Here is a 12330-nt window from a genome sequence, read left to right on the forward strand (position 1 = left end):
CTCCCTCAGGCGAGGACGGACACGGGGCGGACCGGCTCGGGGGCCGGGTCGGGCGGGCGGCCGAGTGGCGGGTCGGCGGCGCCCCTGGCGGCGTGCCGGGCGAACAGCATCCCGTTGGCGACGGCGAGCGCGCCGAGCAGCAGGGTGAAGCCGATCAGCGAGGCGAGCATCACGCCCGGCCCGACGGGGGAGACCGCCTGCCCGGTGGGCAGCAGCCCGTACGCGACCCAGGGCTGGCGGCCCACCTCGCGGGCGATCCAGCCGAGCAGCACCGCCGCGAAGGGCAGCGGCAGCGCCACCAGGGTGATCCAGAGCGGGACGCGGAGCCGGATGATCCAGTCCCGCCAGAGCAGTGGGAGTAGCAGCCAGACGCAGCCGAGCAGCATGCCAATCATGATCATGAAGCCGAGCCCGACGTCGGCCAGCACGGGCGGGGCGTAGTCGCCGGGCCCGAACCGGGCCGTCCACTCGGCGACCAGGGCGTCCCGGCCCGCGCCGCCGCTGAACTTGGTCGGCTGCGCCTGCGCGACCGGCCCGAACTGGGCGAAGCCGAAGCCCAGCACCAGGGTGACCGCGAGCGCCGCGGTGACCAGCCCGATCCGCAGCGACGTGCGGAACAGCGCGAAGTCGGGGGTACGCCGGAGCAGGTGCCAGGCGCTCACCGCGGCCATCAGCATCCCGCCGGTCAGCAGGGCGGCGGCGACCACGTGCCCGAAGGCCATCCCGAGGGTGGGGTTGGTGAGCAGGGCGCCGAAGTCGGTCAGGTGGGCCACCCCGTCGCGCAGCTCGTAGCCGACGGGGTTCTGGAGCCAGGAGTTCGCCACCATGATCCAGAAGGCCGAGGCGTACGCGGTCAGCGCCACGCCCCACAGCAGCGCGAGGTGCACGCCCCGGCGCAGCCGGTGCCACCCGAAGATCCACATGCCGAGGAACGTGGACTCCAGGAAGAACGCGACCAGGGTCTCGATCGCCAGTGGCGCGCCGAACACGTTGCCGACATAGCGCGACAGGCCGCTCCAGTTCAGCCCGAACTGGAACTCCATCACGATTCCGGTGGCGATGCCGAGCACATAGTTGATCACGTAGAGCTGGCCCCAGAACCGGGTCAGCCGTTCGTACGCCGGGTTGCCGGTGAGCACCCAGGCGGTCTGAAGCCCGACGAGCAGGGTGACCAGCCCCAGCGTGACGGCGACGAAGAGGAAGTGCAGCGAGGTGGTCGTGGCGAACTGCAGACGGGCGAGGAGCAGGGAGTCCATGGCCGCTCTCCGGGGGTAGGCTCGCTTTTAGTAGGGAGCCTACACGTAGACCGACTACCTATTAAGGGGTGTGCGGCGGCGGTCGGATCGACGGGGGTCGGTCCGGTGGGCCGTCAGCTCAGGAACAGGGAGATCGGCAGCGTGACCAGGGTGGCCGCCACCGCCAGCGCGGTGGCCCCGATCAGCCGGGGTGGCCGGTCGGCGATCAGCAGCCGCTGGACCCGGACGTCCAGGTCCCCCTCGCCCATGCCGAGCGCGCCGGCCGGGGTGACCCGGTGGCCGGCCTCGGCGAACCGCCGCAGCGCGCCCGCGAGAGGCGCCTCGGCGTGCAGCTCCCGGGCCTTGTCGTCGGCGCGCATCTCGACCAGCAGCGCGACCCGCTCGTGAGCGTCACGCACCCAGCGGAACCAGGGCAGCGCCCGGCACAGCGCCGTGAACGGCAGCAACACGAGGTCGTGCCGCTCCTGCGCGTGCGCCCGCTCGTGGGTGAGCACCGCCTCCAGCTCGGCCCGGTCGAGCATGCTGAGCGTCCCGACGCTGACCACCACCCGGGGCCGCACCCCCGGCAGGCAGTACGCCGCCGCGCCCGGATGGTCCAGCACCAGCGCCCCCGGCACCTCGGGGTCCCGGCGGGCGACCAGGGTCAACAGGTCCCGGTGCCGGCGCTGGGCGCGGACGGCCGCGTGCAGGCTGCGTACCGTCGTGCCGAGCAGCACCGCCCCGATGCCGAAGCCGACGCCGACCAGCCCGAGGTGGATCGCGCCCATCCCGGCGGGGAGGGTGCCGTGGGCCAGGTCGGAGCCGAGGGAGAGCAGCGCGCCGCCCGTCGGCCGGTCGTACGCGGTCAGCCCGAGCGCCATGGGCAGGCCCATCGCGGAGAGGCCGAGTGCGAGCCCGACCGCCTGCCAGCAGACGATCGCCACCCGGGGGCTGCGCCACGTCCAGGTGGAGGCCGCGAGGACCTGGGCGGTCAGGTAACAGGCCAGGACCGTCGCGGCGAAGTGCGCGGCGTACGCCATGACGGCGCCCTACCGGTCCGTGGCCTCGTCGGCCAGGGCGGGCTGCCCGGCCCGGTCCGTACGCGGATCCTCGACCCGATCGGTCAGCGACCCGGCGGCCTCGGCGCCCAGGGCGGCCCGCAGCACGTCGGCCTCGGTCCCCGTGACCGAGCGGGCGAAGCGCACCAGCGCGGCGTCCCGGCTGCCACCGAGGTCCAGCGCGTCGAGCATGAGCCGGGCGATGTACGCCTCGCGGCTGGCCGTGGCCCGGTACCGCCAGGCCCGCCCCTCCCGCTGGCGCTGCACCATGCCCTTGCCCGCGAGCCGGTCCAGCACGGTCATCACCGTCGTGTACGCCAACTCGCGCCCGTCGAGCGCGTCGGCGACCTCACGCACGGTCACCCCGTCCGATGTGCCCGGGACGGTGTCCCACAGCACATCCATCACCGCACGTTCAAGATCCCCAAGCCGCGTCACCGATCAATCCTACCCTCCGTAGTAGACCCCCCATCACCCCCGCTGGCCGGCCCCCCAATGGGCCGGCCAGCGGTGGGTGGGTGGGGGGTCAGACGCCCTTGGGGTGCCAGACCGTCTTCGTCTCCAGGAGAGTGGTCATCCGGGTGATGCCGGGGTCGGCGGACCAGTCGTGGTCGGCCGGGGCCGGCCGGAGCACCCGCTTGAGGTTCTCCGCCGCCTTCACCTCCAGCTCGGTGGCGAGCGAGGGGTCGGTCACCCCGGTCAGGTCGATCGCGTTGACGTCCATGTGGCCGGCGAGCGCCGGCGCGGTCTCGGTGATCTTCCCGGTGAGGATGTTGACCACCCCGCCGGGCAGGTCGGAGGTGGCCAGCACCTCGGCCAGGGTCACCGCCGCCAGCGGCTGCGCCGGGGAGGCGGCCACCACCACCGTGTTGCCGGTGACGATCGCCGGGGCGATCACGCTGACCAGGCCCAGCAGCGCCGGCTGCTCGGGGGCCACCACCGCCACCACGCCGGTGGGCTCGGGCGCCGACAGGTTGAAGTACGGGCCGGCGACGGGGTTCGCGCCGCCGTACACCTGGGGGAGCTTGTCGGACCAGCCGGCGTACCAGACCCAGCGGTCGATCGCCGCGTCGACCTCGTCGGCCGGCACACCGAGCCCGACGAACTGCTCGCGGCGGCCCTCCAGCATCTCGGCGACCCGGTAGAGGATCTGACCCCGGTTGTACGCGGTCGCCCCGGCCCAGCCCTTCACGGCCGCGCGGGCGGCGACGACGGCGTCCCGGGCGTCCTTGCGAGAGGCAAGCGACACGTTCGCGGATTGCACGAGATACGACCGTCCCGACTCGCTGCGCGGGAACTTCCCGCCGATGAAGAGCTTGTACGTCTTGCGTACCGCGACCCGCTCAGACATTGAGGTAGCCCTCCAGCCCGTGCCGGCCGCCCTCGCGACCGTAGCCCGACTCCTTGTACCCGCCGAACGGCGAGGTGGGGTCGAACTTGTTGAACGTGTTGGCCCAGACCACCCCGGCGCGCAGCCGGTCGGCCATCCACAGGATCCGGGAGCCCTTGTCGGTCCAGATCCCCGCCGACAGCCCGTACGGCGTGTTGTTGGCCTTCTCGACGGCCTCGGCCGGGGTGCGGAAGGTCAGCACGGACAGCACCGGGCCGAAGATCTCCTCCCGGGCGATCCGGTGCGCCTGGGTGACCCCGGTGAAGATCGTCGGCGCGAACCAGAAGCCGCGCTCGGGCAGTTCACACGGCGGCGACCAGCGCTCGGCCCCCTCGGCGGCGCCGGCGTCGGACAGCTCGCGGATGCGGGCGAGCTGGGCGGCCGAGTTGATCGCCCCGATGTCGGTGTTCTTGTCCAGCGGGTCGCCGACCCGCAGCCGGGCCATCCGCCGCTTCAGCGACTCCAGCACCTGCTCGGCGACGGACTCCTGGACCAGCAGCCGGGAGCCGGCGCAGCAGACGTGCCCCTGGTTGAAGAAGATGCCGTTGACGATCCCCTCGACCGCCTGGTCGATGGGGGCGTCGTCGAAGACGATGTTCGCCGCCTTGCCGCCCAGCTCCAGGGTGAGCTTCTTGCGGGTGCCGGCGACCGACCGGGCGATGGCCCGGCCGACGTCGGTGGAGCCGGTGAAGGCCACCTTGTCCACGCCCGGGTGCTCGACCAGGGCCCGGCCGGTGTCGCCCGCGCCGGTGACGATGTTGACCACGCCGGCCGGCAGGTCGGCCTGCTGGCAGATCTCGGCGAACAGCAGCGCGGTCAGCGGCGTGGTCTCGGCGGGCTTGAGCACCACCGTGTTGCCGGCCGCCAGCGCCGGGGCGATCTTCCATGCCAGCATGAGCAGCGGGAAGTTCCACGGGATGACCTGGGCGGCCACGCCCAGCGGCTGCGGGTCCGTGCCGAAGCCGGCGTGCGGCAGCTTGTCGGCCCAGCCGGCGTAGTAGAAGAAGTGCGCGGCGACCAGCGGCAGGTCGACGTCCCGGGACTCCTTGATCGGCTTGCCGTTGTCCAGCGACTCCAGCACGGCCAGCTCGCGGGAGCGCTCCTGGATGATCCGGGCGATCCGGAACAGGTACTTGGCCCGGTCCCGGCCCGGCATCGGGCCCCACACCTTCTCGTACGCCTTGCGGGCGGCGCGGACCGCGCGGTCCACGTCCCCGCTCCCGGCCCAGGTGACCTCGGCGAGGACCTCCTCGGTGGCGGGGCTGACCGACTTGTTCAGATGCTCGCCGTCGACGAACTCGCCGTCGATGAACAGACCGTAGGAGGATCTGATGTCGACGATCGCGCGCGACTCGGGCGCAGGGGCGTATTCGAACATCACTCTCAGTCCAGGGTGAAGTAGTCGGGACCGGAGTAGACGCCGGTCGTCAGCTTGGTGCGCTGCATGAGCAGGTCGTTGAGCAGGCTGGACGCGCCGAACCGGAACCAGTCCGGGTCGAGCCAGTCCGCGCCGACGGTCTCGTTGACCATGACCAGGTACTTGATCGCGTCCTTGGTGTTCTTGATCCCGCCGGCCGGCTTCACACCGACCTGCCGCCCGGTGGCGTCGCGGAAGTCGCGGACCGCCTCCAGCATCACCAGGGTCACCGGCAGGGTGGCGGCGACCGGGACCTTGCCGGTGGAGGTCTTGATGAAGTCGCCGCCGGCCAGCATGGCCAGCCAGGAGGCCCGCCGCACGTTGTCGTACGTGGCCAGCTCGCCGGTCTCCAGGATCACCTTGAGGTGGGCGTCCCCGCAGGCTTCCTTGGTGGCCACGATCTCGTCGTAGACCTCCTTGAAGCGCCCGGACAGGAAGGCGCCCCGGTTGATCACCATGTCGATCTCGTCGGCGCCGGCCGCCACGGCGGCCCGGGTGTCGGCGAGCTTGACCTCCAGCGGCGCCTGCCCGGAGGGGAACGCGGTCGCCACGCTGGCCAGGTGCACGCCGCTGCCGGCCAGCACCTCGGCCACGTGCGGGACCATCGCCGGGTAGACGCAGACCGCGCCGACGTGCGGGCAGGACGGGTCGGCCGGGTCTGGGCGCAGCGCCTTGGCCGCGAGCGCCCGTACCTTGCCGGGGGTGTCCGCCCCCTCCAGGGTGGTCAGGTCGACCATCCGGATGGCCAGGTCGATGGCCTGCGCCTTGGCCGTGGTCTTGATGGAGCGGGTGCCGAGCTGCGCCGCCCGCTGCTCCGCGCCCACCTGGTCCACGCCGGGCAGGCCGTGCAGGAAGGTCCGCAGAGCGGTCTCGGATCGTCCCAGCCCGGAGAGATCCGACCGGGCCGACGTCGCTGTCGCCGTCATGCCGGGGAGTCTACGCATCCACTCGGGTAGTGAGACTGATCACGGTGCGCCGCTGCGGGCACCGCCGCGCCGCCGCAGATTCATCGGGCCGCCGCAGGGTCGTCGGGTTGCCGCCGGGGTGAGCCGGGTCGCTGCCGCGCCCGCTCCCGCACTGCGGGAGCCAACCGTTCGGTAGGTTGAGCGATCGTGGACGTACACGTCATTGACCACCCGCTCGCCCAGTCGCGGCTGACCGCCATGCGGGACGCCCGCACCGACTCCTCTTCGTTCCGGGCCGCGCTGCACGAGCTCACCACCATGCTCGTGTACGAGGCCGCACGCTCTTTCCCCGTCGAGAAGTACCCGGTGCAGACCCCGGTGACCGGTGCCGAGGGCACCCGGCTGGCCAACCCGCCGCTGCTGGTGCCGGTGCTGCGGGCCGGCCTCGGGATGGCCGACGCGGCGCTCGGCCTGCTGCCCGAGTCGTCGATGGGCTTCGTCGGCCTGGCCCGGGACGAGGAGACGTACGAGCCGCGGGCATACATGGAGTCGCTGCCCCGCGACCTGGCCGGCCTGCCGGTGCTGGTCCTGGACCCGATGGTGGCCACCGGCGGCTCCCTGGAGCACTGCTGCCGGCTGCTGGCCGACCGGGGCTGCACCGACATCACCGTGCTCTGCGTGCTGGCCGCGCCGGTCGGCATCCAGCGGCTGGAGCAGTCCGGCCTGCCGCTGCGGCTGGTCACCGCCTCGATCGACGAGGGCCTCAACGACAAGATGTTCATCGTCCCGGGCCTCGGCGACGCAGGCGACCGCCAGTTCGGCGGCATGCCCCGCTTCTGACGGCGGTCCGGCGGTCGGGCCGGTCGAACCTCGCGAGCCGGTCGCGCCGGTGCCGCTCGGGAGGGGCGGGAAGGGCACCCTTCCCGCCCCTCAGGCATCGACCGGGGGCCTTTCGCCCCGCCGGGCGGGTTGGGGGGCCCGCCGGGTGCGCGCAGGCGCTACCGTCTCGGGCCATGACTGGTGTTGCGCTTGCCGAAGAGTTGCTGCTCCTCGCGTACGACGACGAATCCGGCAAGGCGACCATGCCACGGATCAGCCTCGACCTCGGGATGGCCGCCGCGGTGCTGATCGAACTGGCCCTGGCCGGCCGGATCACGTACGCCGACGGGAACCTGGTGGTCGCCGACCCCACCGGAACGGGCGAGCCGACCCTCGACGAGGTGCTGGCCCGGATGGCCGCCGACACCCCGCACACCCCCTCCTCCTGGGTGCAGCGGCTGCGCCACGGCCTGCGCGACCGGATCCTCGGCGACCTGGTCGCCCGGGGCGCGGTGCGCGACGTCGAGGAGACCGAGTTGGGCTTCATCCACGTGCACCGCTACCCGACGGCGGACGCCTCGGTGGAGGCGGACACCCGCCGCCGGCTCGCCGAGGCGCTGGCCGACGGGCAGCTCCCCGACGAGCGGACCGCCGCGCTGGCCACCCTGGTCGCGGTGCTCCGGATGGAGCCGGCGCTCGGCCTGACCGGCGACGCAGCCCGGGACGCCCGGGTACGGCTGGAGGAGATCGCCGGCGGCGCCGGTTTCTCCGGCACCGTCGGCCTGGACGACTCTGTGGTCCGCCCCTCGGTGGCGCTGGTCGTCACCGCCCTGGGCGTCGCCGTCGACGCCGCCCTCGGCAAGCGCGCCTGACCCGATCCGGCGCCCCGCCGCCGGCCAGTCTCCCTGGCCGGGGCGGGGCCGTCAGGGTGGCGAGCTGGTCGGTCTTGACGCCGGTGACGAAGGCCGACCAGGCGGCGGGCGGGACGGTCAGGGCCGGGCCGGCCGGGTCCTTGCTGTCCCGGACACCGACGACGCCGGGAGGCATACCTGCCGTGGAGCGGCGCCCACGCCAGGAACACGAGAGGCCGGCAGAAGCGTCACGCTCCGCGAGCGTTGCACAGGGGGCAGCAGAGCAAAGGGGGGCGCTGCGGCGTTGCCCGCTGGTCGGCGACGACGTCAGCGTCGGCGTTCCCGCCCCCGTCCCGTCCTTGGGGTGGGACTTCACGATCGTCTGCTGATTTCGGAGAACTCGCCCGGCGTGTCGTCTCACAAATCAGCAGACGATCATGCCACGACAGGCTGCCGTGCACCCCAGACCTCTTGATCGAAGCGCTCCCGCCCGACTTCGCAATCGCCTTGGACGCCGACCGGCTCCGCTGCGGCCCGGCACTCGGTGCCATCCACGACGGGTTTCGCGCGGACCTGCGCCGGCTTCGACGCCCTCCCGTGACCACCCCGCCCCGGTGGGTCAGAGGTTCAGGACGCTGGCGATCTCGGTGCGGAGGGTGGCTGCGGTGGTGGCCGCGCGGGTGCGGGCCGCCGGCACGTCGCCGTCCGTGACCGGCTCCACGACCTCCAGGTACGCCTTGAGCTTCGGCTCGGTGCCCGACGGGCGGATCACCACCCGGGCCGTGTCGGTGCGCAGGATCACCACGTCCGCCTCGGGGAGCAGGTCCCGCGCCTCGGTGACCGGGTGCCCGAGCAGCGTGGTCGGGGTGGTCGCCCGGACCCGGGCCATCGCGTCGGCGATCACCCGCAGGTCGTCCACCCGGACGGAGAGCTGGTCGGTGTGGTGCACGCCGAACTCGGCAGCCAGCTCGTCCAGCCGGTCGGTCAGCGTGCGGCCCTCCGCCTTGAGGCCGGCGGCCAGCTCGGCAACGGTCAGCGCGGCGGTGATGCCGTCCTTGTCGCGTACGTGTTCCGGGGCGACGCAGTAGCCCAGCGCCTCCTCGTAGCCGAACACCAGCGGCGCGGACCCGCCACCGGCCCGGACGATCCACTTGAACCCGGTCAGCGTCTCGTCGTACGGCAGGCCCCGGGCGGCGCACATGGCCCGCAGCAGGGACGACGACACGATCGTGGTGGCGTACAGGCCCTGCACGCCCCGGCGCATCAGGTGGTCGGCGAGCAGGACGCCCACCTCGTCGCCGCGCAGCATCCGCCAGCCGCCCTGCTGCTCCTCGGCCGGGACCGCAGGGCCCGCAGGCGCGCTCCTCGCGCTCGCCGGCCCGCCGTCGCGGACGGCCACCGCGCAGCGGTCCGCGTCCGGGTCGTTGGCGATCGCCAGGTCCGCGCCGGTCCGCTCGGCGAGCGCGACGAGGCGGTCCACCGCCCCCGGCTCCTCCGGGTTGGGGAAGCTCACGGTCGGGAAGTCCGGGTCGGGCTCCGCCTGCTCGGGCACCACGCCGGGGACGCCGAACCCGGCGTGGGCGAAGGCGGCGGTCAGCACCGCCGCGCCCACCCCGTGCAGCGGGGTGTAGGCCACCTTCAGGTCCCGAGGGCCGGCCGGGTCGATCACGGCGGCGGCCCGGTCCACGTACGAGGCGACCAGGTCGTCACCGAGCACCTGGCCGGCCGGGCCGAGCGGCACCTGAGCGAGCGGGCCGACCGCCCGGATGGCCGCCTCGATCCCGGCGTCGGCGGGCGGCACGATCTGCGCCCCCGCGCCCAGTTCGCCGCCGAGCCGGGCACCCAGGTACACCTTGTAGCCGTTGTCCTGCGGGGGGTTGTGGCTGGCCGTGACCATCACGCCGGCCGCCCCGTCGAGCTGCCGCACCGCGTACGCCAGCACGGGGGTGGGCAGCGGGCGGGGCAGCAGCAGTGCCGCACGGCCCGCGCCGGTGGCGACCTGGGCGGTGCGCTCGGCGAACTCCCGGGAACCGTGCCGGGCGTCGTACCCGATCACCAGCGGGCCGGTCGCGCCCTGGGCGGCGAGCCAGCCGACCAGCCCGGCGGCGGCCTGACTGACCACGGCGAGGTTCATCCCGTTCGGGCCGGCCCGCAGCGGGCCGCGCAGCCCGGCGGTGCCGAAGGTCAGCGGCCCGGCGAACCGGTCGGCCAGCTCGGGCGCGCTCGCCGGCAGCCGGTCGAGCACGGCTCGCAGCTCCTCGCGGGTGGCCGGGTCGGGGTCGTCGTCGAGCCACCGCCGGGCCCGGTCGCGAATGTTGTCAAGGTCAATGGTTTCCGCCGCCATGCCTCTTGATAGCAGGCGGCGGATCACCACGTCCCGGCGGCCTCGCTCCGGTCGGCCCGGTGGGGCTCAGTTCGCCCCGCCGAGCTTGAACGACTCCACCATCCGGTCGAAGATCGGCTTGCTCTCCGCGAACCGGGCGTCGGTGGAGGAGAGGTAGAACGAGTAGACCTTCCCCTCGTGCACCACCCCGCGCCACACGCCGTGCCGCATGCCGTCGCCCTCGCCGCAGGTGTACTCGAACTCGGCCGCCGCCTGACCGTCCAGCTTCTGCTCGGTCATCGACACCTGGTTGTACGGCTTCGGGCAGGAGGTCGACTTGGTCCGGAGGCCCTTCTCGGCGACCTCGGCCCAGCGCATCGACGACGTGCCACCCCAGTCCTCGGAGAGGACGCGCACCTTGCGGCCGCTGTCCTCCGGGTCGACGAAGTCGACCCACACGCCGGCGCTGTTGCGCTGCCAGCCCTTGGGCACCTGCACCGTGATGCCCCGGGCCGACTGCTCCTGCATCTCCACCGGCGCGGTGGCGGGGGCGGTGGGCTGCGCCGAGGGGGTGGTCGGCCGGTCCGGGTCGTCGCCGCCGAACAGGACGACCGCGCCGACCAGCAGCAGCACGACGAGGCCGCCGGCCGCTGCGAGCTGCACCTTGCGCGGCCAGCCCTTGACGGTGGCGACGAGGCCGCCGACCCCGCCGGGGGCACCGCCGCCGGCCGGGGAGGGCGCGGCGGCGGGGGCGGCCCACGGCTGGCCGGTGCCGGGCACCGACCACTGGCCGCCGCCGTACGTCCCGCCCACCCGCTGGGTCGCCTCGGGCGGGCCACCGAAGCCGGGCACCGCCTGGGTTGCGTCGGGCTGGCCGGCCCGCTGGGCGGCGTTCGCCCCGACGCCGAACGGGACCTGCTGAGTGGCGTTCGCCCCGACACCGAACGGGACCTGCTGGGTGGCGTCCGGGCGGGGCCCGAACGGGACCTGCTGGGTGGCGCCGGGCGATGTGCCGTACATCACATGTTGGGTGGCCTTCGGCGCACTGCCCCCGTCGACCCGCTGGGTGGCTTCCGAAGACCCGCCGTTCAGCGGACCGGCCGGCGACGTCGGCGCCTGCGTGGGCATCGCCCCGGTGGGGGTGTGCAGCGGGCCGGCGAGCGCGTCGGCGCTGGTGTCGTCCAGCGCGGCGGCGCTCGCGGCGGCGGCGGTCTTCTTCCTCGCCTTCTCGCCCCGGCGCAGCGCGGCCAGCCGGTCGGTCAGCGACTCCTCGGGGGAGAGCATCGCCCGGCCGCCGATCTGCCCGCTCGGCTTCGGCTCCGGGCCGGGCGGCGGTGGCGGGGCGACCACCGGCCGCTGCACCGGCACCACCGCGTACGGGTCGGTGACCGAGTTGACGGCGGTCGCTGTGCTGGTCAGCGGGCCGGCCAGCAGCTCGCGCAGCATCGCCCGGGAGGTGTGCACGTCGAGCCGGCGGGCCGGGTCCTTCTCCAGCAGGCCCATCAGCACGCGGGTCAGCGGGCCGCTGCGCTGTGGGGTGGCAGGCGGGTCCTCGACCACGGCGTGCATGGTCTCGATCGGGTCGCCCTTGTCGAACGGGGGCCGGCCCTCGACCGCCGTGTACAGCGTCACGCCGAGGGAGAAGAGGTCGCTGGGCGGGCCGAACTCCTGGCCCATCGCCCGCTCGGGGGAGATGAAGTGCGGCGAGCCGAGCACCATCCCGGGGGTGGTGAGCTGCACGTCGGTGGGGAGCTTGGCCACCCCGAAGTCGGTCAGCACGCACCGGCCGTCGGTGCAGATCAGCACGTTGGCCGGCTTCACGTCGCGGTGCAGCACGCCGATCGCGTGCGCCACCTCCAGCGCGCCGAGCAGGGCGATACCGATCTTGGCGACCGCGCGGGGCGCGACCGGCCCGTCCTCGATCACCATGTCGGCCAGGCTGCGGGCGTCCAGCAGTTCCATCACGATCCAGGGGCGGCCACCTTCGGTGACCACGTCGTACACCTGGACCACGGCAGGGTGCTGGATGGCCGCGGCGGCGCGGGCCTCGCGCAGTGTCCGCTCGTACATCGAGTCGCGGTCGCTGGGGGCGAGGCCCGGCGGAAGGATTACCTCCTTCACCGCCACGTCGCGCCGCAACAGGGTGTCTGTGGCACGCCAGACCGTGCCCATTCCGCCGTTGCCTACTGCGGACCGGAGTGAGTAGCGACCACCGATGGTGGTGCCGGGCGCCGCGCGTCCGTGGGGTGGACTGACTGGTCCGCCGCTCCACGTCGGGATCTGAGTCACAGAAAAGCCACCGGGGGAAATCGAGGGGGCTGGGACACAACTC

Annotated in this window: 10 protein-coding genes and 1 pseudogene; 2 read left to right on the forward strand and 9 right to left on the reverse strand. The window is 73.6% G+C overall.

Annotated features, from left to right (window positions below; all coding sequences use genetic code 11):
* Window positions 1–5: 5 nt before the first annotated feature.
* The 6 genes from ACQPZO_RS04280 to deoC all read right to left on the reverse strand — a co-directional run bounded on the left by ACQPZO_RS04280 (window position 6) and on the right by deoC (window position 6026).
* Window positions 6–1256, reverse strand: coding sequence for a cytochrome ubiquinol oxidase subunit I (locus ACQPZO_RS04280; RefSeq protein WP_433347202.1), 1251 nt, complete (start codon window positions 1254–1256; stop codon window positions 6–8).
* A gap of 113 nt (window positions 1257–1369) precedes the next feature.
* Window positions 1370–2275: a M56 family metallopeptidase gene (locus ACQPZO_RS04285; protein WP_433347204.1), complete on the reverse strand. Its 906-nt coding sequence runs from the start codon at window positions 2273–2275 to the stop codon at window positions 1370–1372.
* Between the two features lie 9 nt (window positions 2276–2284).
* Window positions 2285–2731: a BlaI/MecI/CopY family transcriptional regulator gene (locus ACQPZO_RS04290; RefSeq protein WP_433347206.1), complete on the reverse strand. Its 447-nt coding sequence runs from the start codon at window positions 2729–2731 to the stop codon at window positions 2285–2287.
* An 88-nt stretch (window positions 2732–2819) separates the two neighbouring features.
* On the reverse strand, window positions 2820–3644 hold the full coding sequence (locus tag ACQPZO_RS04295) for an aldehyde dehydrogenase family protein (RefSeq protein WP_433347208.1): 825 nt from the start codon (window positions 3642–3644) through the stop codon (window positions 2820–2822).
* Complete coding sequence (locus tag ACQPZO_RS04300; protein WP_433347210.1) at window positions 3637–5061, reverse strand: aldehyde dehydrogenase family protein; 1425 nt, start codon at window positions 5059–5061, stop codon at window positions 3637–3639. Before ACQPZO_RS04300 ends, ACQPZO_RS04295 begins: the two co-directional genes overlap by 8 nt.
* A 5-nt stretch (window positions 5062–5066) precedes the next feature.
* Window positions 5067–6026, reverse strand: coding sequence for a deoxyribose-phosphate aldolase (gene deoC / locus ACQPZO_RS04305; protein ID WP_433347212.1), 960 nt, complete (start codon window positions 6024–6026; stop codon window positions 5067–5069).
* 186 nt (window positions 6027–6212) lie between these two features.
* On the opposite strand from deoC, the gene upp reads away from it, so the two are divergent.
* Together upp and ACQPZO_RS04315 are read left to right on the forward strand one after the other, a co-directional pair.
* A complete protein-coding gene (gene upp, locus ACQPZO_RS04310; protein ID WP_161686960.1) occupies window positions 6213–6845 on the forward strand; it encodes a uracil phosphoribosyltransferase in 633 nt (210 codons plus the stop codon).
* 173 nt (window positions 6846–7018) lie between these two features.
* Window positions 7019–7696 (forward strand): GOLPH3/VPS74 family protein, encoded by a 678-nt coding sequence (locus ACQPZO_RS04315; protein ID WP_433347214.1) that lies wholly within the window; start codon window positions 7019–7021, stop codon window positions 7694–7696.
* A gap of 85 nt (window positions 7697–7781) precedes the next feature.
* Here the strand turns inward: ACQPZO_RS04315 and ACQPZO_RS04320 are convergent.
* The 3 genes and pseudogenes from ACQPZO_RS04320 to ACQPZO_RS04330 all read right to left on the reverse strand — a co-directional run.
* Window positions 7782–7877 (reverse strand): annotated as a pseudogene (locus ACQPZO_RS04320) (DUF397 domain-containing protein); the annotation flags it as partial.
* Between the two features lie 417 nt (window positions 7878–8294).
* On the reverse strand, window positions 8295–10019 hold the full coding sequence (locus tag ACQPZO_RS04325; RefSeq protein WP_433347216.1) for a phospho-sugar mutase: 1725 nt from the start codon (window positions 10017–10019) through the stop codon (window positions 8295–8297).
* A gap of 66 nt (window positions 10020–10085) precedes the next feature.
* Window positions 10086–12287 (reverse strand): serine/threonine-protein kinase, encoded by a 2202-nt coding sequence (locus ACQPZO_RS04330; protein ID WP_433347218.1) that lies wholly within the window; start codon window positions 12285–12287, stop codon window positions 10086–10088.
* Between the last annotated feature and the right edge of the window lie 43 nt (window positions 12288–12330).

The sequence above is a fragment of the Micromonospora sp. CA-111912 genome (assembly GCF_050948415.1).
In the GTDB taxonomy this organism is placed as follows: domain Bacteria; phylum Actinomycetota; class Actinomycetes; order Mycobacteriales; family Micromonosporaceae; genus Micromonospora.